Origin of the sequence: Novosphingobium malaysiense (genome assembly GCF_000802225.1) — a bacterium.
Lineage (GTDB): Bacteria > Pseudomonadota > Alphaproteobacteria > Sphingomonadales > Sphingomonadaceae > Novosphingobium > Novosphingobium malaysiense.
In genome coordinates, this window is record NZ_JTDI01000009.1 from 80,629 (window position 1) to 106,354 (window position 25,726).

General features: G+C 61.3%; 24 protein-coding genes. 13 read left to right on the top strand and 11 right to left on the bottom strand.

What is annotated here, in order from left to right; translation table 11 throughout:
* Nucleotides 1-8: 8 nt before the first annotated feature.
* Genes LK12_RS22465 through LK12_RS22475 form a run of 3 tightly spaced genes read left to right on the top strand, consistent with a single transcriptional unit; the run spans nucleotide 9 to nucleotide 2,061 of the window.
* Complete coding sequence (locus LK12_RS22465; protein WP_039290107.1) at nucleotides 9-431, top strand: carboxymuconolactone decarboxylase family protein; 423 nt, start codon at nucleotides 9-11, stop codon at nucleotides 429-431.
* Entirely contained in the window at nucleotides 428-1,618 is a 1,191-nt protein-coding gene (locus LK12_RS22470; RefSeq protein WP_231568453.1) for a sulfotransferase family protein, read from the top strand. Before LK12_RS22465 ends, LK12_RS22470 begins: the two co-directional genes overlap by 4 nt.
* Nucleotides 1,615-2,061, top strand: a complete 447-nt coding sequence (locus tag LK12_RS22475) for a nuclear transport factor 2 family protein (protein WP_039290110.1) — start codon at nucleotides 1,615-1,617, stop codon at nucleotides 2,059-2,061. The genes LK12_RS22470 and LK12_RS22475 overlap by 4 nt, the downstream gene beginning before the upstream one ends.
* A 19-nt stretch (nucleotides 2,062-2,080) precedes the next feature.
* Here LK12_RS22475 and LK12_RS22480 read toward each other — a convergent pair whose 3' ends face one another.
* Nucleotides 2,081-3,295 (bottom strand): cytochrome P450, encoded by a 1,215-nt coding sequence (locus LK12_RS22480; RefSeq protein WP_039290113.1) that lies wholly within the window; start codon nucleotides 3,293-3,295, stop codon nucleotides 2,081-2,083.
* Between the two features lie 224 nt (nucleotides 3,296-3,519).
* Here LK12_RS22480 and LK12_RS22485 point away from each other — a divergent pair, with 224 nt between their 5' ends.
* The 3 genes from LK12_RS22485 to LK12_RS22495 all read left to right on the top strand — a co-directional run bounded on the left by LK12_RS22485 (nucleotide 3,520) and on the right by LK12_RS22495 (nucleotide 5,323).
* Nucleotides 3,520-4,362, top strand: a complete 843-nt coding sequence (locus tag LK12_RS22485; protein ID WP_052223719.1) for an SDR family NAD(P)-dependent oxidoreductase — start codon at nucleotides 3,520-3,522, stop codon at nucleotides 4,360-4,362.
* A gap of 97 nt (nucleotides 4,363-4,459) precedes the next feature.
* Entirely contained in the window at nucleotides 4,460-4,990 is a 531-nt protein-coding gene (locus LK12_RS22490) for an alcohol dehydrogenase catalytic domain-containing protein (RefSeq protein ID WP_156135588.1), read from the top strand.
* Nucleotides 4,991-5,023: 33 nt separating this feature from the next.
* Nucleotides 5,024-5,323, top strand: a complete 300-nt coding sequence (locus LK12_RS22495; RefSeq protein WP_082010707.1) for a zinc-binding dehydrogenase — start codon at nucleotides 5,024-5,026, stop codon at nucleotides 5,321-5,323.
* Nucleotides 5,324-5,487: 164 nt separating this feature from the next.
* On the opposite strand, the gene LK12_RS22500 is transcribed toward LK12_RS22495, so the two are convergent.
* From LK12_RS22500 to LK12_RS22515, 4 genes are all read right to left on the bottom strand, one after another.
* Entirely contained in the window at nucleotides 5,488-7,968 is a 2,481-nt protein-coding gene (locus tag LK12_RS22500) for a TonB-dependent receptor (RefSeq protein ID WP_052223721.1), read from the bottom strand.
* Nucleotides 7,969-8,227: 259 nt separating this feature from the next.
* Complete coding sequence (locus LK12_RS22505; protein WP_039290118.1) at nucleotides 8,228-8,458, bottom strand: biotin/lipoyl-containing protein; 231 nt, start codon at nucleotides 8,456-8,458, stop codon at nucleotides 8,228-8,230.
* Nucleotides 8,459-8,471: 13 nt separating this feature from the next.
* Nucleotides 8,472-9,440 carry an alpha-ketoacid dehydrogenase subunit beta gene (locus tag LK12_RS22510; protein ID WP_039290250.1) on the bottom strand — a complete coding sequence of 323 codons (969 nt, stop codon included), beginning with the start codon at nucleotides 9,438-9,440 and terminating at the stop codon, nucleotides 8,472-8,474.
* Nucleotides 9,441-9,469: 29 nt separating this feature from the next.
* A complete protein-coding gene (locus tag LK12_RS22515) occupies nucleotides 9,470-10,450 on the bottom strand; it encodes a thiamine pyrophosphate-dependent dehydrogenase E1 component subunit alpha (protein WP_039290120.1) in 981 nt (326 codons plus the stop codon).
* A 246-nt stretch (nucleotides 10,451-10,696) separates the two neighbouring features.
* On the opposite strand from LK12_RS22515, the gene LK12_RS22520 reads away from it, so the two are divergent.
* Both LK12_RS22520 and LK12_RS22525 read left to right on the top strand, forming a co-directional pair.
* Nucleotides 10,697-11,779: a phosphotransferase gene (locus LK12_RS22520; protein WP_052223722.1), complete on the top strand. Its 1,083-nt coding sequence runs from the start codon at nucleotides 10,697-10,699 to the stop codon at nucleotides 11,777-11,779.
* A complete protein-coding gene (locus LK12_RS22525) occupies nucleotides 11,776-12,891 on the top strand; it encodes a phosphotransferase (RefSeq protein ID WP_039290123.1) in 1,116 nt (371 codons plus the stop codon). Before LK12_RS22520 ends, LK12_RS22525 begins: the two co-directional genes overlap by 4 nt.
* Here the strand turns inward: LK12_RS22525 and LK12_RS22530 are convergent.
* The gene (locus tag LK12_RS22530) at nucleotides 12,888-13,628 is read right to left on the bottom strand and encodes a tyrosine-protein phosphatase (protein WP_039290126.1); all 741 of its coding nucleotides are present in this window, start codon (nucleotides 13,626-13,628) and stop codon (nucleotides 12,888-12,890) included. The genes LK12_RS22525 and LK12_RS22530 overlap by 4 nt on opposite strands.
* A gap of 14 nt (nucleotides 13,629-13,642) precedes the next feature.
* Nucleotides 13,643-14,407 carry an SDR family NAD(P)-dependent oxidoreductase gene (locus tag LK12_RS22535; RefSeq protein ID WP_039290129.1) on the bottom strand — a complete coding sequence of 255 codons (765 nt, stop codon included), beginning with the start codon at nucleotides 14,405-14,407 and terminating at the stop codon, nucleotides 13,643-13,645.
* A 188-nt stretch (nucleotides 14,408-14,595) separates the two neighbouring features.
* On the opposite strand from LK12_RS22535, the gene LK12_RS22540 reads away from it, so the two are divergent.
* Nucleotides 14,596-16,176: a GMC family oxidoreductase gene (locus LK12_RS22540; protein WP_039290132.1), complete on the top strand. Its 1,581-nt coding sequence runs from the start codon at nucleotides 14,596-14,598 to the stop codon at nucleotides 16,174-16,176.
* Here the strand turns inward: LK12_RS22540 and LK12_RS22545 are convergent.
* Both LK12_RS22545 and LK12_RS22550 read right to left on the bottom strand, forming a co-directional pair.
* A complete protein-coding gene (locus LK12_RS22545; protein ID WP_039290134.1) occupies nucleotides 16,173-17,120 on the bottom strand; it encodes an NmrA family NAD(P)-binding protein in 948 nt (315 codons plus the stop codon). The two genes, LK12_RS22540 and LK12_RS22545, sit on opposite strands and share 4 nt — an antisense overlap.
* Complete coding sequence (locus tag LK12_RS22550) at nucleotides 17,117-18,481, bottom strand: aromatic ring-hydroxylating oxygenase subunit alpha (RefSeq protein WP_039290141.1); 1,365 nt, start codon at nucleotides 18,479-18,481, stop codon at nucleotides 17,117-17,119. Before LK12_RS22550 ends, LK12_RS22545 begins: the two co-directional genes overlap by 4 nt.
* A gap of 193 nt (nucleotides 18,482-18,674) precedes the next feature.
* Here LK12_RS22550 and LK12_RS22555 point away from each other — a divergent pair, with 193 nt between their 5' ends.
* The 3 genes from LK12_RS22555 (at nucleotide 18,675) to LK12_RS22565 (ending at nucleotide 21,991) form a co-directional block, all read left to right on the top strand.
* The gene (locus tag LK12_RS22555) at nucleotides 18,675-19,436 is read left to right on the top strand and encodes an SDR family NAD(P)-dependent oxidoreductase (RefSeq protein ID WP_052223723.1); all 762 of its coding nucleotides are present in this window, start codon (nucleotides 18,675-18,677) and stop codon (nucleotides 19,434-19,436) included.
* Nucleotides 19,437-19,657: 221 nt separating this feature from the next.
* Entirely contained in the window at nucleotides 19,658-20,860 is a 1,203-nt protein-coding gene (locus LK12_RS22560) for an acyl-CoA dehydrogenase family protein (RefSeq protein WP_039290143.1), read from the top strand.
* A gap of 18 nt (nucleotides 20,861-20,878) precedes the next feature.
* Nucleotides 20,879-21,991 (top strand): acyl-CoA dehydrogenase family protein, encoded by a 1,113-nt coding sequence (locus tag LK12_RS22565; protein ID WP_039290146.1) that lies wholly within the window; start codon nucleotides 20,879-20,881, stop codon nucleotides 21,989-21,991.
* Between the two features lie 48 nt (nucleotides 21,992-22,039).
* Here the strand turns inward: LK12_RS22565 and LK12_RS22570 are convergent, their stop codons facing one another.
* Nucleotides 22,040-22,873 carry an SDR family NAD(P)-dependent oxidoreductase gene (locus LK12_RS22570; protein WP_039290152.1) on the bottom strand — a complete coding sequence of 278 codons (834 nt, stop codon included), beginning with the start codon at nucleotides 22,871-22,873 and terminating at the stop codon, nucleotides 22,040-22,042.
* A gap of 211 nt (nucleotides 22,874-23,084) precedes the next feature.
* On the opposite strand from LK12_RS22570, the gene LK12_RS22575 reads away from it, so the two are divergent.
* Entirely contained in the window at nucleotides 23,085-24,308 is a 1,224-nt protein-coding gene (locus LK12_RS22575) for a CaiB/BaiF CoA transferase family protein (RefSeq protein WP_039290155.1), read from the top strand.
* Between the two features lie 235 nt (nucleotides 24,309-24,543).
* Here LK12_RS22575 and LK12_RS22580 read toward each other — a convergent pair whose 3' ends face one another.
* Nucleotides 24,544-25,725: a DUF1214 domain-containing protein gene (locus LK12_RS22580; protein WP_039290157.1), complete on the bottom strand. Its 1,182-nt coding sequence runs from the start codon at nucleotides 25,723-25,725 to the stop codon at nucleotides 24,544-24,546.
* Nucleotide 25,726 lies beyond the last annotated feature (1 nt).

Sequence of the window (25,726 nt, forward strand, 5' to 3'; positions counted from 1 at the left end):
CCTGATCAATGTCGGATGAGCTAACCCAACGCGGTGTGGAGGTTTTTGGCGAACTGATGGGCCCGCAGGCCAAGGCCGCCATGCAACAGGGGCTGCTGACCGAAGATTTTGCCAGCGCCACCGGAAAACTGGCATGCCAGTTCGCCTTCGCCAGCGTCTGGGGCCGCGACGGCCTCGAGCGCAAGCAGCGCAGCCTGGTCACGATCGGTGTCCTCATCGCGCAGAAGGCGCTCAGCGAGCTCAAGAACCACGTCCGTATCGGCATGAACAACGGCCTTACCGTGCGCGAGATCGAGGAAGCGCTGATCCAGACGCTGCCCTATGTCGGATTTCCCGCCGTCGCTTCGGCCACCACGGCGATCATCGAAGTCCTGCGCGAACAGGGCATCGACACCAACACGCGCACCTCCGAAGAGAAAGGGCTGCTGTGAACGCGCCTGCCGGACAAATCGCGCCGCCTTTTTCCGGGTCTCTGCCCGCGCTTCTTGCAGAGGCGCAGCGGCGCGCCGGGCTGGACGATTTCGGAACCGGTGAATGGCGCGAGGGCCTCGAACGGGCGCTTGCCGAATTCGATGAAGCCGGCTTCTCGCCCGCAGGCGCGATTGCGGCACGCGAGTTCCTGCTGGCGAACCTTGTTGCCCGGCTGAGGACCGTCGAGGGCTTCAAGGCCAACCCGCAGGCCATGGCCCGCCCGATCGTGCGGCCCATGATCGTCACCGGCATCGTACGTTCGGGGACGACCGCGCTGCACAAGCTGCTGGCCGTCGATCCGCAGTTCCAGGGTGCCGAACACTGGCTCTGCGCCGCTCCTCAACCACGCCCTCCGCGCGCGGAATGGGCGGACAATCCGGATTTCATCACCGCCAAGGCCGCGCTGGACGCAATGATCGCGGTAGCTCCCGAAGTGCTCGACGACCACGGAATGGCCGTCGACACGGTCGAGGAATCGCTCAACATCCTCAGCCATTGCTTCCATTCGAACATGCTGCCCTCGCAGTTCGATATTCCGCGCTACGATGCCTGGTTCAAGTCGACCGACGACACGTTCTCCTATCGCTATCTGGCGGACGTCATGCGGTTGATCGGCGCCAACGATCCCGACCGGACCTGGCTGCTCAAGAACCCGACCGACACGTTCTCGCTCGCCGAGATTCTCGAGGTCTTCCCTGATGCCATGATCGTCCAGACGCACCGCGACCCGCTTCAGGCAGTGCCATCGATCGTCAACCTGCTGCGCGGGGCACACCGGATGTTCCGGGGCGAGGAGAATATCGACTATCCCAAGATCTTCGCCCGCGAGCAGGAAATGTGGGCGCTGGCGATGGAACGCGCCGATGCGGTGAAGGATGCCAATCCGGGCCGCGTGTTCGATGTCGATTTCCGGCACTTCGTGAAGAACCAGATGGAGGTCGTGCGGAAGATCTACGACCATTTCGGGCTGGAATTGCGGCCCGAGGTTGAAAACGCCATGCAGGACTGGCTCGATGCCCATCCGCGCAAGTCGAGCACCATGCAGCGCTTTACGCCCGAGGATTTCGGCGCCTCCACCGAGGAGCTCAAACAGCGCTACGCCGCCTACCGCGAACGCTACGGCTACGCGCAGGCCGATGGCGCATGAACGCGGCCGAACGTCTCATTCGCGCGATGATGGGGCTGAGCGCGGGGATGGATCTGGACGGAGATCGGGTCGATGCCTTCTCCGATGCCGGAGCACCCTCGCCGGACGCCTTCGCGTTCTATCACCCTGAGGTGGTCCATTCGCTGTTCGGCCCGACAGGACGCAAGGAAACGCTGGTCGGACGGCAGGCCATGGCCGATTTCGTCACCGCGTGCCGTTCAGCACTGGCGGATTACCGCGACGAGATCCTGCTGGTGCGCTCGATCGACGAACAGTGCGTCTTCGTGCATGCCCGCGCCTATCGCAAGAGCGCGGCCAGCGGCGAAGAGATCTCCTATGAATGGGCCATGCTCTACCGCGTGGAACATGGCCTGGTCACATATGCCGCCGACATGCTCGATGCCGACGCGCAGGCCTTCTGGGGCCGCGTTCACAGCGCTTGAACGCAGCCCCTTATCCAGTTCAGGGCCAGACAAGTTCCAGCTTGATGATGCCGTTGACCTGACCGGTCTCCAGCACCGGCTTGGTGCCAGGCTTGACGCGGAACTCCGGGATACGGCGCAGCCATTCTTCCAGGAATACGGCAATCTCCCGGCGGGCGAGGCCCGCGCCGGGACATGCGTGCGCGCCGTTTCCGAAGCTCGCGTGTACCGGCTTCTTGCGGTTGAAGTCGACGGTCAGCGGATCATCGATAACGCGGTCATCGACCCCGGCCAGCAGATTCGGCGGCAGAATGTGGTCGCCCTTCTTGAAGTGCACGCCCTTATAGTCGTAATCCTGCGTCAGCACGCGGGCGGTGTTGGCGATGCCGTGGCGCCGGATCAGTTCCTCGATCGCGTTCTTCAGGAACTTCGCATCATCGAGATTTTCGACCAGTTCCTTGCACTTGTCCGGATGCTCGGCGAGGAACTTGCCGATGAGCCCGATCATGCCGGCCACGGTGTCGAGACCGCCGAACAGCACGAGCGTCGCATAGCTGAGAGCCTCGTCTTCCGAAATCATTTCGCCATCGACATCAATCGTCACGATCTGACTGAGCAGATCGTCGCCAGGTTCCGCGCGCCGCTTGCGCACCCAGCCCAGAAGATAGCCGCTCATTTCGCGGTGGGCCTCGATCCGGTCTTCGATACTGCGCGCCCGCACGGATTTCTCGGCGATGGGCAGCAGCATGGAGGCGTCTTCACGCGGGAGATCCACGGCATCAAGGAAGACATGGATCGGCAGGACCTTGGCGAAATCCTCGATGAATTCGCAGCCACCCTGCGGCAACAGCGCCTCGATCTGATCGATCGCGACCTTGCGCACGCCATCCTCGAGATGCTTGACCGCCCCCGGCGTCAGGAATTGCATCAGAGGACGCCGGTACTGCGCGTGGCGCGGCGGGTCGATTTCCAGAGGAATCGAAGGCGGCGTGCCTTCCGGGAACGGTGGAAGGGTGACCATGCGATTGGAAAAAACGTCAGTGTTGCGCTGCATGAAAACGATGTCCTCCGCGCGCGTCGCAACCCAGTGCCCGCCGTTCTGCGGAGTCCAGAAGATGTCGGGGCAGCCGCGCTGATAGGCCTGATATCCCGCCTGGATATCATCCTCTGCACCCGGCAGTTCGATGAAGTCAAAATCGACAACCAGCGCTTCGGGCACATGGTCTGGCTTGGGGACAGGTGGCACGGACTTCATTTTTTCCAACTCCCACTGGGCTGCATTGCGGATTGCCGAACCCGACCCGGGTTCATTTATATAGCATTTACTACATACTCGCCGGCCGTAGCAAATGCAGCTTGGTAGGGAGACCCGATATTGCTTATGCGATTGCTTCGAACTTCATCTCACTAAACGGCTGCAGACCTGCCCGTATGCACTAGACTGCCAACATCCGAGAACAAGGCTACTGGAGGAGAGCAATGGCAGCGCAAAGCAAGAACTGGTTGATCACCGGCGCATCGAGTGGGTTGGGACAGGCGCTCGCCGACGCAGTTCTGGATAAGGGAGGAACTGTCGTCGCCACTTTCCGCAAGCAGGATCAGTGCGAAGCTTTCGAAGGAAAGGCGCCAGGACGCTCCTTCGCCGTGCAAATGGACGTGACAGACGCTGCTTCGGTCGATGCGGCTGTGAAATCGGCGCTCGAAAAGGCGGGCCGCATCGATGTACTCGTCAATAACGCCGGTTACGCCTTGCGCGGCCTCGTCGAGCAGGTTTCGGACGAGGAAGCGCTCAAACAGCTTGATACGAATGTCATGGGCATAATCCGCGTCACTCGGGCCGTTCTTCCCGCGATGCGCGCGCAGGGCAGAGGGCGCATCATAAACATCTCTTCAACCTCGGGCACCGTCGGCTATCCGCTGCTGGGCATCTATAGCGCCTCCAAGCACGCCGTGATGGGCCTGAGCGAAGCCCTGGCCGGCGAAGTGGCTTCGCTGGGCATCGAGGTAATCTGCGTAGAACCAGGCGGTTTCAAGTCGAAGTTCGCGTCAAGCAGCATGATCATGGCTCAAGCGGCGCCGGCCGAAGACTACGCCCCCTTGTTGGAGCAGATGAACAAGGCCTCGCAGGATGTTTCCGCCTGGCAGCGCGGTGATCCCGAGATTGCCGCGGAACGTCTGATCGAGCTGGCCGAAATGGACAACCCTCCGGCAAGGCTGGCATTGGGCGACGATGCCCTGCCCTCGATTGCCGGTGCGCTTCAGAAGCGCATGGAGACCTACGAAGCCCACGCCGGTCTCGGACAGGGGACGTCTTTCAGCTAGGCGTTGCCCACCGGGCGACGTGACCCGGGGCAAAGGGAAATCGGCAAATGCAAGCGATCTGCGTCCGCCGGTACGACGGATCCGAGGTGCTTGAACTGTGCGAGATCGCACGGCCCGAGGCGGATCAAGCAAGATCCTGCTTCGGGTGGAAGCGGCGGGCGTAAACCCGGCCGACGGACAATGGCGCGCAGGCATGTTCGCCGCGATCCAACCCAACGGCTGGCCGATGATCCCTGGCTATGATGTTGCCGGCACGGTCGAGCAAAGCCCTGACGGCAATCTGGCCGTCGGCGCGCGCGTTGCCGCGATGCTCGATCCTGTTTCCAAAGGTGGGTACGCCCAGTTCGCATTGGTCGACGTCTCGGCTGTTGAGATCATTCCTCCGGGCATGAACTATGATCAGGCGGCCGAGGCACCGACCGTGGGCCTAACCGGCCATCGGATGGTCGAGCGTGCGGAACTCGTACGTCCAGGCGATACCGTCCTATTCACCGGCGCACTCGGCATGGTGGGCGGAGTTGCCATGCATTGCGCGTTGACCGCCGGAGCGCGCGTGATTGCGGCCGTGCGGGCCGAGGCAGTTGGAAAGGCGCGGAAGAACGGTGCCCACGACGCGATCGCACTCTAAAACAAATGCACCAGCGAGGTCGCTGTCGATCACATTCTCGACACGGTGCGCGGTCCTGATCGAGCGTCCCTGTGCGCCAACCCGCGCATCGGCGGTAAAATCATCACTGTCGCCACCGCGCCGATCCCTGCGGAAGGGTTGCCCGCAGAGCCGCAATTCCACGCCGTTGTTCCGGACGCCAAGGACCTTGGGCGCGTTCTTGCCGCCATTGCCGCAAAGCGACTGAACATTCCGGTCGATCGCCGCCTTCCTCTTGAGCAGGCAGGCGAAGCACAAGCGCTGGCCGATGTCGGCCAGCGCCGCGGAAAGACAATCCTCCTCACGGCCCCTTGACGGTCCCGAAGGCGTTCGAGTCGAGGAGCGCAGCATTGCGCGCCGGGTAACACGGCGCCTGACGTTCAGACAGGCAGCATAGTGTCTACCCATAGCGAAAAGGGCCGCTTTCGCGGCCCTTCCCTTTGCCCCAAACCGGGACAGACATCCCAGATTTCGCTCTGTCAGAACTTGAACGAAGCCTCGATACCATAAGTCCGCGGATCCCCGTAGACGGCCGCTGCATAACCGACTCCGCCGCCCGGATTGACTCCGTTGAGGACGGGCCCTGCGCTCTGGAGGCCAATGTTGCCGACCTGGTAGTACTTGTCGGTGATATTGCGCACGAAAGCGGCAACGCCAAAGCCGGATCCACCTATATTGTCCACCGCGAGACGAGCGTTGAACAGGGCATAGCCCGGCTGGTAGCTCGCGGGATCGAAAACCGCGAGATACAATCCGCTCCGGTAGTTTCCGTTCACGTTCATCGACAGCTTCCCGAAGTCGTAGTCATGCACGTACGACACACCGCCACCGACCTGATGTTTGGAAATCCCCTGGTAGAGGTAGCCGCCATTTCCGCCGCTTTTGATGTTCAGGCCCGTGTAGGCATAGAACAGATCAAACGCGAGACCATTGCTGAACATCAGGTTCGCTTCGAACTCGCCACCGTAGTTTTCCTGCGCGGTGGTGTTGGTAATGATCGTCTGGACCTGACCGTTCAGGAACTGCTGCACTTGTTTCTGGACGTCCGAATAATCCTGATAGAACAGTGCGACATTGGTATCCAGGCGAGCAGAACCGAAGAAGAACTTGTTCTTAAGGCCAAGCTCATATTCCCTGACCTTCTCGGGCTGGAACGGTGTCAGCTGCGCGTCTGTCGTCGCACGCAGGCTGAAGCCACCGGCACGATATCCCTGGCGCACTGCCACATAGGTCGTGAAGTCAGGGTTGGGTTCGTACTGGAGAGTGGCATCCCAGGTGACTGCCTCATTCTTCAATTCCCGCGACTGCGCGCAGTCTGCCATGCTCAAGGTGCCCACGCCGTTGAAAACACAGGTCGGGGCAAAGAACGTTGTCAGGAAGGGCGTCACGGTGACCTTCCGGACATCACGGTTGTAACGGATGCCGCCCGCGACGCTGAACTGGTCCGATATCCTGTATGTGCCGGCCGCGTAGACAGCCCAGCTGTAGGCGTTGGTATCGGCAACCTGTGACTGCTCGAAGAACTGCGCCGGGCTTGTCAGGAAAAATGTCGCAAAGGGATTGTTGGAGGGAGGCGCGGACGTGTTCTCGTCAGCGGCGGCATAACCCATCGACGTCAACTGCGGGAAGTTGGCATTGATCGAGCCGTCCTTGCCCCACTCATGGAAATAATAGGCGCCCAGCGTCAGGTTGAGGGCGTCGCCGAACGGCGTTCCCTGCATCTGGAATTCTTCGCTGAACTGCCTCGGCTTGGAGAACTGATCTGGCTGGATCAGCGTCGCAGCAAAGCCGTCATAGTCATTGACGATCTCGAACTCCTGTTCGCGATAGCCGACGATGTTGCGGAACGTGACGCTGCCAACGTCGAGTTCCGTTTTGTTCGTGATGCCCCAGTTCTTGGCATGCTGGAATGGATCGCGGGAAACGCGGTCGGCATAGAGCGTTCCCGTGCCGAAGTTTCCGTAATCAACTTCCCGCTTGCCGAGCGTCAGCGCCGAGGCGGCAAGCCCGAACACGTCCTCCAGCGGGGCGCCGGCCGCGACGGGGTTCGCCGCCATGCTCGGGAAGAAATAGGGATAGTAGGCAGCAAGGCCGGCCTGCTGGGCGATGACCGTTGGCGAACCATTTTGCGGGTCGGTCGCAGAAAAGGCGACCAGCTTGATGCCCGCTCCGTTGGTACTGTGCTTGATGTAGTCAAACACCGTATTGTTGCGGAAATTGCCGAGATCGAGCGCTGCCGAGACGCGGAACGAATAGTAATGCTCGTCATCGTACTTGCGCCCGCTCGACACGTCTGTCGTGAAACCGTCGCGATCACGGTACTTGCCTGCGGCGCGCAGAGCGAAGACCCCCTCGACAACCGGAACGTTGACCATTCCCTGAACGTCAACGAGGTTATAGTTTCCGTACTGGGCGCGAACTTCGGCACCCACGTCATAGAGGTCGGGATGCGCGGACTCGATTAGAACCGCACCGCCGGTCATGTTGCGGCCAAACAAAGTGCCCTGCACACCTTTGAGGACCTGGACACTCTGAAGATCGTAGAACTGTCCGCCGAAACCGTACGACCGCGGCATCACAACTTCATTGAAATAAATACCGACCGGCGGGTCGGTCAGCAGCTGCGATTCATTGGTGCGCTGTCCGCGGATGGCGTAGCCAAGCGTGACGCGGTTTGGCGCCTGCGTCGAGACAGAAAGGGACGGAACCGCGTTCTGCAGGTCGAGCGAGTCGGTTACGCCCTTCGCAGTGAGCGCATCGCCGCTCAGTGCGGAAATCGAAATCGGCACGTCCTGTAGAGCTTCTTCACGGCGGCGGGCCGTAACCACAATCGTGGACACGGCGGCATCTTCCACAGCCTGCGGACGGCTATCCTGCGAGGGATCCGCCGATTGCGCGAACGCGGTGCCGGTCAAGGCGAGCTGACTCGTCGCCACGAGCAAAACCATTTTGGCCTTCATTTCATACCCTCCCTAAGGTCTGTTTTGCCATGCAAGCGCCGCACTATTGGCGACTGCAAGCAACTCACTACGTACAAATTCCATTTGGAACGGGATCGTATGCTGACCTCCGGAAAGGGACGTCGTAGGCGACCGCGTAACCTACCTGCCCCATTCCGGAGGTCAGCAAAGCAACTTGTTATGACGTTATAATTGATAGAATGCAGATTGGGAGCCGACAACGCCTCCAATCGCATTTGCGATAGAGGCTCGGTGCGCGCTATTCGATGACACCGAGAACTGTACCGACTGCATAAGTCTCGCCGGTGGGCTTGAGTATCCTGAGCTTTCCCGAAGCCGGGCTTTCGACTTCATTCGTCGACTTGTCGCTTTCGAGCGCGAACAGCGGATCTCCCTCGTTGACCTGCCCGCCATCGGCAACCAGCCAGTCGGACAGGACTCCCTCGTTCATCGAGAACCCGAGTTTCGGCAAAATAACCTCGGCAGACATGGAGCCTCCCTTTTTACTTGCACAAGGAAATAGCGGCCTCGGCGATGCCGGCAGCCTTGGGCGCATAAGCATCTTCAAGCGGCTTGCTGAACGGAACCGGAGCGTAAGGGGCGCCCAATCGACTGACAGGCGCCTTCAGCTCACGGAACAGTTCGCTGCTTACCGTTGCCGCGATCTCGGCGCCGACACCGTGCTTGGTGACTGCCTCGTGTGCGATCAGCAGGCGACCCGTCTTGCGAACGGACGCCAGGACGGTTTCTTCGTCCCACGGCGAAATGGTGCGCAGATCGACGATTTCGGCCGATACCCCCGCAGCGTCCATTGCTTCGACAGCTGCCAGCGCCTGCAGCAGCGTGCCCGAGTAGGACACGATAGTGACATCGCTGCCCTGCTTCGCCACATGCGCCTTGCCCAGCGGCACGCGGTGACCGGGCTCGGGAGCCTCACCCTTCTGCCAGTATATGGGCAAATTCTCGATAAACAGGACAGGGTCGGGATCGTCGATTGCCGATCGCATCAAGCCGTAGGCATCGGCAGGGTTGGACGGCGCAACAACCTTCATGCCAGCGGTGTGGGCAAACCAGCTCTCGAGGAAGTCGCAATGCTGCCCGCCGGACGACATGCCGGTACCCGTCATCGTGCGGATCACGATGGGCACATGAGTCTGTCCACCAGACATGAAGCGCAGCTTAGCGGCATGGTTCACGATCATGTCCATGGCGACCGTCGTGAAGTTCATCAGCATGATCTCGGCGATTGGCTTGAAACCGACGAGGCTCGCTCCGATGGCCGCGCCGATGATCGCCTGCTCCGAAATCGGAGTCGACCGCACACGCTTTTCTCCGAAGCGGCTCGAAAGTCCCTTCGTCACGCCGACAACGCCGCCTTCCTCGGGATCGGCGACATCTTCGCCCAGCACGACGACAGCATCGTCATCGGTCATCGCATCGGCCATCGCCGCATTGATGGCCTGCATGATCATGACCGGCTTCGCCTTGGTGTCTGTATCGCTCACGCCATGGCTCCATAAACGTCAGTTGTGAGTTCGCTGATCTCCGGAAATGCGGAGGCCAGCGCGAAATCGACAGCCTCGTCGATCTGACGGGCGACGTCCGCCTCGATGGCAGCAAGCTCGTCTTCGCTCGCGATTCCGTCTTCGATGAGTTTCTGGCGGAAACGTGGCACAGGATCGTTGGCAATGGCCTCCGCCTTCTGCGCCTTGTCCATATAGCCGTCTGCATCACCGAATACGTGCCCGTGAAAGCGGAAGGTCATAGCCTCGATGAGCGTGGGGCCCTCACCAGCCCTTGCCCGTTCCACGGCTTCGCGTGCAGCATGATACATCGCGGTCGGATCATTGCCGTCCACTCTCACGCCCGGCATCTGATAGCCGTGTCCGCGGTCGGATATCTGTCTGGCCGCGGTCGCCTTCTCGTAAGTAGTATGCTCGGCGTAGTGATTGTTCTGGCACACGAAGATGACCGGCAGCTTCCAGACCGCTGCGAGGTTGAGCGATTCGTGGAATGCACCGATGTTGGATGCACCGTCTCCGAAAGTCGCCACGGCCACTCGACTATTTTCGGCCATCTGAGCCCCCCAGGCCAAGCCGTTGGCGATCGGCATCGATGAGCCGACGATACCCGTGGTGACCATTATTCCCCTGGCAGGGTACGTCAGGTGCATGGGCCCCCCCTTGCCCTTGCAGGTACCGTCGACGCGCCCGGCAATTTCCGCCCACAGCTTCTTCAGTGGCATGCCCTTGGCGAGCATGTCGTGAATGCCGCGATAAATCGTGACAAGATAGTCGTCATCAGTCAGGTTTGCGCAAAGGGCGGACGGGATGATCTCCTGCCCCCGATAGCTGTAGTAGGGCATAACCAACCGTCCGGTTGTGATCACCTTTCGGCTGCGCTCGTCATTTGCCTTCAGCAGAGCGGCGCGCCGGTAGATGTCCAACTGGATTTCAGCGCCGAGCACGTCATTGCCCGTCATTGGCGGATCTCCATTTGTTATATCATCAGCCATGTTTTTGGCGGCGGCGCATGGGCTTGTCTAACGTCCACCCACTCTATCGCATCAATGATAGGTGATCCCGGAAACGGCCGCCGTGTTCTGCATGTGCGAGCATCGGATAGGCGATCGTTTCGGCTGCAACTTTGCTTCTCACTGCCCCCCACGCAGTCTGTCGGGAGCCTGCACAAGCGGTGCACGAACAAGGCGCACGGGAGAGTACCAGCAATGGCTGAATCGCAAGCAAGCATGGAGACAATGCCGCTGCCGGCGAGCGTATATGACATCGACCTCGACTGGCTCGAGGGCGCGATCCGCGCCGGCGGTCGTGACGTCGAAGTGCTTTCCGCAAAGCGCCTCGACGTCATTCACACGACATGCACGAAAGCCAGATTCGAATTGAGCTACGATCGCGAGGCGGGCCTGCCGGCAAGAATGATCCTGAAGGGCGCTTTCGAGGATCATTCGGAACGGCTGAAGGACATGTACCAGTCCGAGGCCCGCTTCTATGGCCAGATTGCGCCTGAGGTGCCGCTCAACTGCCCCCGGTCCTTCTGGGCCGGGATCGATCCGGGCGGGTGGCGCGCAGCCGTGCTCATGGAGGACTTGAACGAGCGCAATGTCACGTTCTGCCGCGCGCAGGAACCGTTCGGTTTTGATCATGTTCGCCAGCGCCTGGAACAGCTCGCGGCTCTCCATGCGAGCACGTGGAATTCACCCAAGTTCGCCGACACGGGGCCCTGGAGCTGGATCGAACCGCGCTTCGGCGCCTTTACCGGCGGCTATAACGACTATTATCTCGAGCCTGCGCGATGGAATTCCTACATGGAACTGCCGCGCGGCCTCGCCGTGTCCCGCCAACTCCATGACCGCGACTGGATGGCATCGGCTCTTGCCCGTATCGGCGAACTCGAGGCGCAGGATCCTTTCTGTCTGATCCACGGGGACACCCACCCCGGCAACCTCTATATCGATGCCGACGGGACGCCGGCGTTTCTGGACACTGCGCTGTCGCGTTCGGCATGGTGGGTGGAAATCCATTATCACATCATTGCGTCACTCGACATCGCCGATCGGAGGCGATGGGAACGCGCCCTACTTGGCCACTACCTGGACCGGCTGGAAGCGGAAGGAGGACCGCGCATACATTTCGACGATGCCTGGCAACGATACCGGCAGGGCATTGCCTATGGTCTGTTCATTTTCCTGATCAACGAGACGACGTTTCAGACCGAAGCCACCAACACGACCTACACCGCGCGCTTTGGCACCGCCGCGCTCGATCACGACACGATCGGCGCACTCGCGTGACCGCTGGTTCCTCCCTTCGTCTGCCCGCGCGCCCCGAAGAAATTACCGCCGAATGGCTCACCAGTGCACTCAGTCAAACAGTGCCCGGCGCGGCCGTGCTCGACTTCGAGCAGGACGAGGCGTGGTATGGTACAGCTACCAAGCTTAAATTGCGCGTGGAGCTCAACGATACCGCGCGCAACGCCGGAATCCCTGCGTCCATCGTGGTCAAAGGCCGTTTCGCGCCCGAGCTGCAGATCACTGAAAGCCTCTATGAAGCGGAGGTGAAATTCTATCGTGATCTCGCTCCCAAGCTAGGTTTGAACGTCCCGCTCTGCCTGTTTGCAGGCAGCGATCCTCTGCGCGGCCAACACATCGTGATCCTGGAAGATCTGGCCTGCCGCGGGGCGACCTTTTGCCGCGTACACAACCCGCTGACGTTCGCGCAGGCCAGTTCCTTTCTCGACAACATGGCACGCCTCCACGCCGCCTACTGGAACAGCCCGGAATTCGAACCGGGAGGAAGTCTTCAGGACATCCCTTTCTGGGATGCGGTTTCGCCCGGTGCGGGCGGAGACCATGCCCGCAGACAGTTGCAGCCCGACGCCTGGGAGCAGCACATGAACCTGCCGCGCGGCATCGGGCTCCCCCAACGATTTCGCGATCGCGACTGGATGATCCGCGCTCTGGACGCTCTCAATGCTTTCGGCCGGCGGGGCGATTTTACGCTGCTGCATGCCGACCACCATCTGGGCAATCTCTATTTGGACGGACAGGGACGCGCCGGGGTGCTGGATTGGCAGAGCCCCGCGAAAGGCGCCTGGTCGCACGATCTCACCTATTTCCTCGTTTCGGCCCTCGACATCGAGGACCGGCGCAACTGGGACCGCGCCCTTGTCGGCCACTACATCAACCGGCTGCGCGACTGTGGTGTGGTTCGGCCGCCCTCGCTGGACGAGGCCATGGAAGCCTTCCGCATCCAGATCGTCGATGGGTTGTTCTACTGGGCGGTAAATCCGGTGGAATGGCAGGAAGAGTTGAACAACTGTGCTGTCGCTCCGCGTTTCGCGATCGCCGCCCTCGATCACGACACGGCGGGAGCCGTGGAAGCCGAACTCAAGACCGCCGGCTAGCCTTCCAGCAGGTTCATGCGCATGGCCTGCGCCCGTTCGCGATCGATCCCGGCAGTCTGCAGATAGGCTTGGAAAGACCCATAGCGCCGTTCCGCAGAGCGAATGGCGGCGCAAAGAAAATCGCTGTGCACGCCGCTGATGCCAGCAAGGGCCGCTTCGTCTATGGGAGTATCGAGCATTTCCGACATGATTTCGCGCGAGTGGGCAAAGGTCCTTTCATGCACACGTCCGAGACTTGCAAGGTAGTCAGCCTCGACGAGTTCATGCTCGATCCCGATCGCCCTCAATAACGCTGCGACCACGAAGCCTGTGCGATCCTTTCCTGCCGCACAATGGATCATGATTGGCAGGTCGCCCTGCGCGATCAGGCCACTTAACGCATCTACCACCGCCAGCGCGCCGGCGGGAAACTGCTCGTAGACCTCCAGCATCAACGCATGAGCGCCCGCAGCTCCGTCACCCGACCGAAGCGCTCGCGCCAATACTTCCGGATCGCCTCTGGAAGCGACATCCATGTGGACCAACGGAGTCCCGGTGCGCTCGAAGAACCGGTTAGGGTTGTCCTGCCGTTCGCTCGGGCTACGCAGGTCCACGACCCAGCGTAGCCCGCAGGCAATCACAAGCTTTGCATCATCCTCGTGTGGATCGAGGACGAAGTCCGAGCGAAACAGCCGCCCGCGCCTCAGACCGGGTACGACGTCCGCGACGTCCCGGAAATTGGGGATCGTTCGGAGCACGCTCTTCCGCCTGCTCAGCTGACTCCGAAACCGCCGTCAACCGCCAGCATCTGGCCGGTAATGTAGCTCGACGCATCGGAAGCAAGGAAAAGTGCTGCGTTGGCGATGGCCGACGGCGGCCCGCTGGTGCCCGTCAGCGGAATGCGACCCGGCTGGTTGATCGGCCCGCCAAGGTCGGCCTTTTCCGAGCCGGCACGCATCGCATGTTCGGTCGCAATGCCGCCGGGCAGGACGGCGTTGCAACGAATATTGTGTTCCGCCTGTTCGAGCGCGATGCTGACCGTAATGCCGTTCACACCGGCTTTACTCGCGCAATAGTGCATGTTGTGGCGAATGATCGCCTTGAGCGATGCTGCAGACGACACGTTGACGATTGCGCCGCCGCCGCGCTTCTGCATCGCGTGACAGGCTGCACGGTTGATCAGGAAACAGCCACGGGTATTGACCGCTTGAACGCGGTCCCAGGTTTCCACATCGAGCTTGTCGAATTCACAGAACGGGTAAATGCCTGCCGAATTGAACAGGATGTCCACGCCGCCCAGTTCCTTTTCGACGGCGGCGAAGAAGGCGTCCACGCTCTCAGGATCGGAGACATCGAGTTGCTGGCGGAACGCCAGCGCACTGTTGCTCTCGAGCCCATCCATGGCCAGGTCACCGCCGGCGACCTTGGCTCCGGCAGCGGCGAAAAGTTCCGCCGTTTCGCGCCCGATTCCTGCCGCGGCGCCGGTGACGATCGCGACTTTGCCTTCAAGGCTCAACAATTTGCCTACGTCTGTCATCTGCTCTCCTCCGGATCCATGCATTGCGATTTACAAGCGCTGCCTGCCACAATCGAACCGGAAAGAGACCTATTAGCCGCATACCATCGCATTACCGATAGGCGCACCAGCCGACCGTATTCGGCCTGCAATGATGCGCCTTTGTCTCTAGGAGGCCATGTTGCGCGACACATTGGGCAGAGGCGGGAATGAAGCGATACGACTACATCATCGTCGGAGGCGGCTCGGCCGGTTCGGTTCTCGCCAGCGAATTGTCTGCCGACCCTTCCAAGCAGGTGCTGCTCGTCGAGGAAGGCGGAGCTGGCGATTCGATGGTCGTGACCATGCCGAAGGGGTTCGGAAAGCTTCTGGCCGATCCTGCCACGGCGCACTTTTACCCCACAGTCAATAGGCGCGAGGGACAGGCCGGGCAGGAGATGTGGGTCCGCGGGCGAATGCTCGGTGGGTCCAGTGGTGTGAACGGCATGGTCTGGAACCAGGGCACTGCCGAAGACTACGACCGGCTCGCCGCCCTCGTCGGCGACGATTGGTCATGGACCGCGATGGAGCCCGTGTTCAAAAAGATCGCGGCCCCTGGCGGACCTGTCTCGATCAGCAACCACCCCGGGCCCAGCAGCCTGATGCAAGCCTGGTTTTCGGCTGGTGAACAAATGGGGCTTCCCGTCAAGACCGATCACCGCACTGGTGCGCAGGAAGGGATCGGGCCCCTGCAATGGAACATCGATGCACGCGGCAAGCGCGTTTCCGCGGCACGGGCGTTCCTGGCCCCTGCCCGCAGCCGCCCGAACCTGGATGTCGTCACGGGGGTGCGCACCGATCGCGTCCTGGTCGAGGGAAAACGGGCGATCGGCATCACGGGAATAAAAGGCACGCGAACCGTTGAGTTTCACGCCCGGAAAGTGATCCTTTCAGCCGGCGGGATCGGCTCCCCGCGCATTCTCCAGCTCTCGGGCATCGGCCCGGCCGAGGTTCTTGAAGCCGCCGGCGTACCGGTCGTGCTCGATCAGCCGGCCGTGGGGCGGCACATGCGGGAACATTTCCTGCTCATGCAGCACTTCCGCTTGCGCCACCCTTCCGACAGCGACAACCGGGAATATTCAGGCATTCGCCTGGTTCGCAACGTGCTGCGCCACCTGGCTTTTGGCACCGGGCCCATGAGCCGCGGATCGTCCGAGGCGGCGGCATTCGTAAAGATCATGCCCGGAGCGGAACGTCCCGATTCTCAGCTCATGTTCGCACCCTACTCGCTGGACATGGACAGAAACATGACGATGGAAAAGCTGCCCGGCCTCCAGATCTACGCCTATGCGCTGCGCCCGCGCAGCGAAGGTTCGATCGAGATCGCCTCAGCCGATCCGACGGTGCCGCTGCGGATCAATCCCAACTACCTATCGGACGAGTATGACCGGGCTGTCGCGATCGGGCAGGTGCGCTACATCCGCAAACTGATGAGTCAGCCGGCAATGGCACCCTTTATCCTGGGCGAAACCCAACTGACGGCACAGGCGACAACCGACGAGGAAATCCTCGCCCTTTTCCATGGTTGGGGCCAGTCGGGCTATCACGCCACCGCTACGGTACACATGGGCAAAGAGAAAAGCGCGCCACTCGACGAGCGTCTGCGCCTGCGAGGCATGCAAGGTCTTCGCGTCGTCGACTGCTCGGTCTTTCCGGAAATGATCGCAGGCAATACGAATGCCCCGACGATGGCGCTGGCGATGCGCGCGGCCGAACTGATCCGCGAAGACGAGGACCGGGCCGCGGCCTAGCCGGCTTCCGGCGGACCAATCACAAAGCGATTGGCATGCTTTTGCGCCCAACGCGCAAAACCGGTCAGCGCTATACCCCAGGACGCGGCCTGGACATGATCGACGCGGTAACCTTCGACGTTGCACCACTGCTGGCTCTCGGTGAGGCCGGCATGATGGCCCAGGACCGCCGCGTCTTGCGGGGAGACATGGCAAGCCACGACGCGCCTGCCCGTCGCATCCGTGATTGATCGGGCGATCTCACCCGTCGTCAGGGCCTGCGACGCCAGCGGAATTTCAGCGGCGTTGAAGCGGTCGGGCTCGAGCAAGGCGGCTGCGCCGAACTCGCCGATGTCCGCCGCCGCAATCACATCAAGGCAGGTAGCCGGATCCAGAGCCGATTCCAGCGCGCCGCGCAGCTTCAGACCCGGGACCATCCAGTCCGCCCTTGGTGGCAGGAGATTGTCCATCATCCAGGCCGGTTTCAGGATCATATGACGGCGGAACCCGGCATCCCGAACCGCATTGTTCACGGCCGCCTTGCTCTCCCAGTATAGCGGCCACCATCTCTTCGCAGACCAGCCGGCAAAGTTCTCGTGCTCGTCTGCGCGCGCGACCGAGGTATGGACGAAATTGCTTACGCCTGCCTGCAGGGCGGCAGCCACCATCGCCCGGCCATAACGCATTTCAAGGTCCGGATCGGCCGGAGCGGCGGGCGGCGGCTGCATCGAAAAGACGCCCTCGATACCCTCCATTGCCCGCAACAGCGCATCACGGTCATCCATGGCGCCCCGGACAAGTGAAACGCCGCGCCCGGCCAAAGCGCGCGCGGCCCTCGAATGCACATCGCGCACATAGGCCTTTGGGCTCAGGCCGCGCGACAGTAGCGCATCGATGACCGCCCCGCCCTGGGCCCCTGTTCCCCCGAAAACGAGAAAGGGAACCGCCTCGGGCGCAGGGTTCACTTTTCCACGTTCTGCGGACGACGCTGCCCCAGAACATACGCTTCGAGGTGCTTGTGGAAGTTGGAAATCTCCACTTCCTGCACCGGATTGGGCAGAGCGTGGCGGAAACCACGGCACTTCATGCCCTTCTGAACCAGCTTCATGTTGCCCACGTCCTGATCGACGATCAGGCCGAAGCTCTTGCCCTTGATGTCCTCGTGCTTTTCCATTTTCGCACCGGGCTCTTTTCCTCCCGCATAGCGCTTCAGAGAATAGATGTTGAAGATGCACTTGTTGGGATCATCACCATCGGGACGGGCCCGATACCAGACCGCGCCATCGAAATAGGGCAGCGTCACGCAGTTGGGGAAGATGTGCCAGTCCGTACCGGCCTTGAACATGACTTCGGGCGTGAGATCTGGGGGATATCCGCAGCCTTCCTTTTCCGCAGCCTTGCGGCCCAGTTCGATGGCCAATCCCAGTGCAGTCATCGGATCGGCATCTGGCGGACATTCGTCCATCAGGCCCTTCACCGCCTCATAATCCCGATCCGTGAAGATCGCGCCGAAGGTTTCTTCCATCTGGCGATAGAATTCGATGAGACCGGGGCGTGGGTCTTTCGGGGCTGCGGTCTTGAGACGGGGCGCGGGCTGGCCGATCGGCACCGTCGCATCCCAATACCCGAAATGTGAATGCTTCCCGTGCGCGAAGCTAGTGGTATAGTCGTCCCCATTCTGCGGCAGAAGCTGCGAATGTGTGGCCGCGACGTGATAGCCTTCCATGAAGGCTTCCAGCGCCGTCTTCCAGTTGCTGTCGATATGCAGTTCAAGCGCCCAGCGGATGCGCATTTTCTCGAACTCGAAGGGATCGAGGTATTCGGGAACCGGTGCCAGGTATTCTTCAAGCGGTTCGCACTCCGCGTCCATGTTGATGAACACGAATCCGCCCCAGGTCCCGGTCTTCACCGGGACGAGGTCAATGCATTCCTTGTCGAGGAAGTCCCCCCAGTCCTGCCGATCCTGAACCGCGATGTTCTTCCCTTCCAGGTCGAACGTCCAGTTGTGATAGCCGCACCGGAAATTCACCGTGTGGCCCTGGCCTTCCATGATCTGGCGGCCACGATGGGGACAGACGTTGAAGAAGGCCTTGAACACGTTGCCGGGGCGGCGAACCACCACGATCGTATCGTCGGCCACATCGTAGACGATGTAGTCACCAACATTCGGGATCTCCTCCTCCCGACATGCCACCTGCCAGACCTTCGGCCAGAGATGCTCCTTTTCCTGCGCCGCGAACTCGCGCGAGACATAGTTGTCCCGGGCAACGCGGGTGAATTCACGCTGCGGCTTGTCCGCAGCGGCTGTTTCAGAAACGGTGGCCATCTAGAAATCCTCGAAAAAACTTCGCTATCCCTGAAATAGTGTCTGCTCGCATAGGCTGGCGCAAGGCCGCGGCACGCGCTGCGCGAATATCGCAAATACGAAACGTGAGAGCAGCCCTACCGCTCGCCCGCCGAATGGCTCCACTCTGGTTTGCGCACAGCAACCGGCGCTAGACAGAAAGGGAGGAGCTTCAGTGAACGACAGCTTTGCCATGAAGGGAAAGGTCGCTTTCGTTTCGGGCGGCGCGACGGGTATCGGAAGAGCCACCGCGCGGCTCTTCGCAGAGCACGGCGCAGCAGTAGCCTTGGCAGACCTTGATGCGGATCGCGGTGAGAGTGTCGCGCAGGCTCTCAGGGCACGCGGAGCAGACGCCCGGTTCTATCACGCAGACATGACGAGCAAGACTGCCGTCGATGGGCTGTTCGAGGCTCTGGTCAAGGACTTTGGCGGCCTTGACTACGCCCACAACAACGTCGGTTTTTCATGGGGCGCGAACTTTCTCGACACCAGTTCTGACGATTTCGACAGGACAGTCAGCCTGTGCATGAGATCCCCGTTTATCAGCATGCAGCAGGAAATTCGCTTGATGAGGCGGCGGGGCGGCGGCTCAATCGTCAACACCGCGTCGATGGCTGGCGTACGCTACACGGACGCCGCGAACGCCGTCTACTCGGCTGCCAAGGCCGCTGTGATCCACCTGAGCGGCTGGGTCGCAGCCCACCATGCCGCCGACAACATTCGCGTCAATGCGATTTCCCCGGGCCTGGTGGCAACAGAAGCCGTAGAGAAATTTATGTCGCCGGAAGAGCAGGCTGCCCATGCAAAGAGCACCCAGCCCATCGCCCGCGCCGTAAGCGTCGAAGAGATCGCAGCGTCCGTGATCTTTCTGTGCTCAGCCGGAGCAGCGATGATCACCGGTGAAAACATCTGCATCTCGGGCGGATCGCAAGTCTGAATAGCGGGCGCAGCGTGTCATCCGCCTGCCCTTGCCCCCGTCAATCGCAATTGCGATGCGATCCGCCTTGCACTGGCGATTTGCAGCGTCCTTGATATTCAGTCCCTCCAGTCCTGGCGCCCAGCAGGAAGGCCAGGATGAAACAGTCGGGGTATGGCCAGCCCTTGGCCGCAGCAGGCAACTGGTGGATGCTTCCACCGCAACCCAACGGAATGTGAGAAATGGACTTTCACCAGGATCCGGCGATCGAAGAATTCAGGAACATGGTACGCTGTGTAATCGCCGAAGAGCTCCCCGCCGAAATGGCTGAACGCCAGAAGGCGCATGGCGGCACGAACTCCGTGGTGGCAGACACTCTGGCCTGGACTGGGAAGATGAACGCGCGCGGCTGGTCCGTACCACACTGGCCCGTCGAGCATGGCGGCACCGGATGGTCGGCGATGCAGAACTATGTGTTCATGGCTGAGTGCAGTTCTGCATTTGCACCGGAAGTGTGCTGGGGGGCGACGCACATGTGCGGCCCGGTCATCTACACGTTTGGATCGGAAGAGTTGAAGGAGCGCTTCCTGCCCGATTTTCGTGAGGGCAAATATTACATTTGTCAGGGTTTTTCCGAACCCAGCAACGGATCCGACTTGGCCCGTCTACGCACGCGGGCAGAGCGCAAGGGCGACAAGTACGTCGTCAATGGCCAGAAGATCTGGACCAGCTGCGCACACGAGTCCGAATGGGGCTTCTTTCTTGTACGCACCAATCCGGACGTAAAGCCTCAGGCCGGCATTTCCTTCCTCATGATCAAGATGGACACGCCAGGGGTTACCGTCCGGCAGATCCCCATGATCAACGGGGACGCCGAGCTTTGCGAAGTCTTTCTCGACAACGTCGAAGTGCCTGCGGAAAACCTCATCGGCGAGGAAGGCATGGGCTGGACCTACGCCAAATTCCTGCTCGATCATGAACGCACGACCAGTTCGTTCATCTTTCAGAACAAGCGCGAATTCGCGCGCGCCCAGCGTCTCGCCTTGCGCGAGACGATCGACGGCACGCCGATCGCGCATACTGCCCAGTTCCAGCAGCGCATGGCACGCATCGAGGCGGAGCTCACGGCGCTCGAATGGTCCGTACTGCGCGAGCTTGCAAATGAGGATTTCAAGTATGACCGTACTGCAGCGGCATCCACTCTGAAGGTGGCAGGCTCCCAGCTGCAACAGACGATTTCCGAACTTCAAATGGATATCCTGGGTTCCAAGGCCACCCGGTTTTATCCCTACCCGCAAAAAGATCGCGAAGATGCCGGGCCGCTGTGGCCCGACGATCTGGGTGGGCGGACGGCGCAGGCGCTTATTGCCCGCGCCTCCACGATCTACGGCGGCACTCTGCAGGTGCAAAAAGGCATCATCGCGAAATTGGCCTTCGGCCTCTGATTTTCCGGGAACAGCACGATGGATTTCAACCGTTCCGACCTGCAGCGCATGCTGCACGACAGCGCAGAACGTTTCGTCAACGAGCACTATTCGCTCGAGCATCGCCGCAGCCTTCGCGCTGTCCAGGATGGCCTGGATACCGCCGGTTGGGAAACTTTTGCCGAACTCGGCTGGCTGGCCATTCTCGTTCCCGAGGAATTGGGCGGGCTGAGCGGCTGCATGGCCGACGTATCGACGCTTGCCGAAGTGCTTGGCAGTCGCTGCGTCACCGACCCCTTCATCAGTTCGGGCGTGATCGCGCCGACCATTCTGTCCGGTGCCTCAACCTCGCAGGAAGATCTCCTGGGTGAGATCGTCGGCGGGACCGCACGCGTTGCGCTGGCCCATGACGAGCCGAACGAGCGTTACGCCTACAGCCAGCCCCGCGCCACGATGCTCGCGGCATCGGGCGACGGCTACACGCTTTCGGGCCAGAAGATGATGGTGCTCGATGCGCCGTCCGCCACCCACGTGATCGTCACCGCGACCGGACCGAGCGGCGCCGCGCTGGTACTAATACCGATGGACGCCGCGGGCATCACTACCGATGCCTATGCCCTCTACGACGGCTCGCGCGCCGCCGACATTCATTTCGATGGCACCAGCGTCGCCGCCGAAGCCGTCCTTGCGGATGGCGATGCCGCAAGCGCACTGCTCTCGCTGGCACTCGATCGCGCCCGCGTAACCGCGCTGGCGCAGGCCGTCGGCTCAATGGAAGCCGAGCTCGATATCTGCTCGGCCTATCTCAAGGAGCGCGAACAGTTCGGCCAGCCGATCGGCAAGTTCCAGTCGCTACAGCACATCATGGCGGAAATGTTCGTCGAGACGCACCAGGCGCGTTCGATCCTCTACTATGCCCTCTCGCGCCTAGATGGCGGATACAGTCCAGACGAATGCGCAAAGGCCGTTTCGCTTGCCGCGCTGCGCGTCAGCCAAGCCGCCCAGCTCGTTTCCCGCCAGGCCATCCAGCTCCACGGCGGATACGGCGTGACTGACGAATACGAGGTCAGCCACCATTACCGCCGGCAGTTCATCCTCGAAAAGACTCTCGGCGACATGGACTACTTCACCCGCCGCCTGAGCAGCCTCTGACTGCCCTGTCCCGCCGGCAGCAAGGCCGGCGGTCGACGATCGGCGGGATCAACTCTCGTCGGCAAGCAGGCTGGCCGCAGCAAGCGAGCCGACGGTCGTGACGCCGCCGTCTACAGGAAGACAGGTGCCGGTAATGAAGCGTGCCTCGTCACTGGCGAGAAACAGTGCGGCATGGGCGATATCCCAGGCATCGCCCTCGATGCCGATCGGACCTGCCTTGCGCCGAGCAGCCCGCAATTCATCAGGGATGAGCCCGTCGAGCATCGGCGTATAGATATGACCCGGCGCGATGGCGTTGGCCCGGATGCCGTCACGCCCATGCGCAAGCGCGATTTCGCGCGTAAGATGGATCATTGCCGCTTTCGATGGACCATAAGCCATGCCCCCGTATGCGAGCATGCCCGCGATCGACACGACATTGACGATCGCCCCGCCGCCCTGCGCGCGCATCATCGGAACCGCCTGGGCCCCCATCAGCACGGCGCTTTTCAGATTGACGTCGAAGATCCGCTGCCATTGGGCGAGATCCAAATCGTCGAGCTTGTCGGCCGCGCTGGCGATTCCGACGTTGTTCACCAGAATGTCCACTCCGCCGAAGCGATCGCGCGTTTCACCGGCGAACCGCTTGCAGTCGGCCTCGCTGGTCACGTCACCTTCCACGACGAAGGCCCTGCCGCCAAGATCCTCGATGATGCGCAACGTTCCCATCACGGCATCGTGATCGCGATCCACAAGGCAGACATTGGCCCCTTCGCCGGCAAAAAGAGCGGCAATCGCGCGGCCGGTTCCGAACCCCTCCCCCCGCGTGCCCGCGCCGGTTACGATTGCCGTTTTCCCGGTCAGGCGGCCTCGAAAAGTATTTGGAATGCGGCTTGTGCTCATGGTCTGTGGTCCTCTTCCGGCTCGCCTCCGTGGTGGCGAGAGCGCCCCGCGAAAGCAAGCGTGCGGGCGCCGTCCAGCCCAGCCCGACCTGCGACATATCAAATTAGCGATAAGCGGCGCCCGACCTTTGTCAGACCGTGTGCGCAGGCAGTAAGTTCCATTGGAGCTTAGTAATTATACCGTGATGATTTGGGGGAAACGGACCTTGTCGATGGGAGCCTTGAAAGGACTGCGAGTCCTAGACCTTACCCGGATCCTGGCCGGTCCGCTGGTGACGCAGATGATGGGCGATCTGGGCGCTGACGTGATCAAGGTGGAAAGGCCCGGCAAAGGTGATGACGCCCGTGAGATGGGCCCTCCGTTCCTCAAGGACAGCGATGGCAACGAGACCGAGACGGCCGGGTTCTTCCTGGCCTGCAACCGCAACAAGAAATCCATCGCCATCGACATCGGCAGCAAGGAAGGTCAGGACATCGTCCGCAAGCTCGCGGCCGAGAGCGATGTCCTGGTCGAGAACTTCAAGGTCGGAACGCTTGGACGATACGGCCTCGACTACGAGAGCCTCAAGGCGGTAAATCCCGATCTCATCTACTGCTCCATCACCGGCTTCGGACAGACCGGGCCGATGGCGAAAAAGCCAGGCTACGACGGCATTTTCCAGGCCGTCAGCGGGTTCATGAGCGTTTCGGGTTATCCCGACGACGTGCCAGGCGGGGGCCCGATGAAGGTCGGCATCTCGATCGTCGACATCCTCACCGCGTACAATGCCTGCATCGCAATCCTCGCGGCCGTACGGCACCGCGATGGCGGCGGCGGCGGGCAGGCAATCGACATGTCGCTGCTCGATTGCGGGCTCGCGGCTATCTCACACTTCGCGCAGAACTACCTGATCACAGGGGAAATTCCCGAGCGACGCGGCAATGGCGGCTATGGGGGGATCCCGAGCCAGTCCTTTGCATGTTCGGACCGCTCAATCTTCGTCGTCGTTGGCAACAATGCACAGTACAAGCGCTTTTGCGACGCTATCGGCCATCCTGAACTTTTCGACGACGAACGCTTCTGCGACGGCCCCCTGCGCATCCAGAACCGCAAGATCATCGTGCCGATCCTCGAAGCGATTTTCCGTGACAAACCGGCCAAGCACTGGGTCGATGCAATCGACGCGGCCGGCGTACCGGTGGGCTACGTCAACAACATGGCCGAAGCCTTTGAAGAGCCGCAGATCAAGGCACGCGAGATGCGGCTGGAAATTCCGCATCCCCAGGCTGGCACACTTCCGATCATCGCCAATCCGCTGCGCTTCTCAGCCACACCTGTCAGCGGCTACACCGCGCCACCCCGGTTGGGCGAGAACAGCGATGAAGTTCTCGAAGCCTTGCTCGGCATGAGCGCGGAGGAAATCGCCGAACTGCGCACCAGCGGGGCCATCGCCTGAGGCGGGACGAGTTATAATCCCGCCGAAGGCTGGGCACGCGGCGAACCCAACACAAGACTGGGAACGAACCCGGCCTTCACCTGGATGACGGATGTTAATGAATGTCCGCATCGTCCGCGTGCGAGGAGGTGCGGCTCTTGCGCTAGAGGCGCGCCATGACGGCCATGTCAGAAAGCGCCAGAGTTCATCCCGGCAACCTGGGGAATGACGCCAGTCTTCTTGTCCGCCCTGCCGCCTACCACTTGCGACGCAACTGCGATGCCACCAGACGTTCGCGAAGCTGCACCGCGCGTTCGTCTGGCGTGATGCGTGGAGTACTATCGCCCAGATAGGCGGCGACGTCGGTCTGCTTCAGCTTCGTGACTTTGGGCGTCGGATGCGAAGAGCAGCGATACCAGCGCCCAATCAGCATGCCGAAGCGGTGATCTCCCGTGTCGAGCCAGTTGGCGTAGCCAGGATCACGTGGGGATAGCACCGCCCGAAACATGCCGTCTTCGGCGAGCCGCGCGGTATGTCCGTTCAGACTCGATTGGCGATAGGCAACATCAACCTGGTTCCACAGCCCGTCAACGACCTGGACGTTCCAATAGTGGCGCTCCTCGGGAAGTTCGCTCTCGAGGACCAGAACCTCGTCATCGGCCAGATCGAATACGGTTTCGAAATAGGCCTGGGGCCAGTCTTCACCGTTCCCCAGATCCTTGAAATCGTGCAGGTGCATCGCATTGATGAACCCCTGATCGTGAGGCCGGCGGACGGCGCCCATACCTACCTGCGACAAGCGTTTCGCATACGCGAAGAGATCGCGCATCCGGCGATCGACTTCCTCCGGCGCCATGCGCGGACGCATCGACGGGCTACCCGCAGGACGGTCCAGCCGTTCGATGGCGATGCGCACCTCCTGCTCTTGCCCCCAATCGTAATTAAATTGGCGCAGCAGAATGAAGTCCGCATCGGGGTGCAACTCGCGCCAGTCGCCTTCGTAACCTTCCGGCCGTTGCGCACTGAACAGGACATTGAAATTGCCCTGGGCATCGATCGTCAGGCTGTCGACATCGAAATTTCCGAACCCTTGTCCGGGTATATCGGAAGTGCCGATGATGCGCGCCCCGGTCGACAGGCCCACAACGGGCGCAGTGCCGCGCTGGCCGCGCACCCGGTAGGTGCCCGCACCGTCGACACGCGTGTAGTAGTAGACCGCGTCCGGGTTCGGCTGCAGCAGAAAGGTGCTGTTTTCGAAAGGCACGAACTCGGGATAGTCGGGATCGGCCTGGAACAGCAGAAAATACCCTTGCGACAGGTTCATGGCGAACTGTCGCAGCAGGTCGGCCCGCAGCTGTTCGTCCTGCGGGGCAACCGTCTGTGCAAGAATGGACTCGTGCCCCTTCAGCAGATCGACGTATTGATCCCAGCCAAGCATT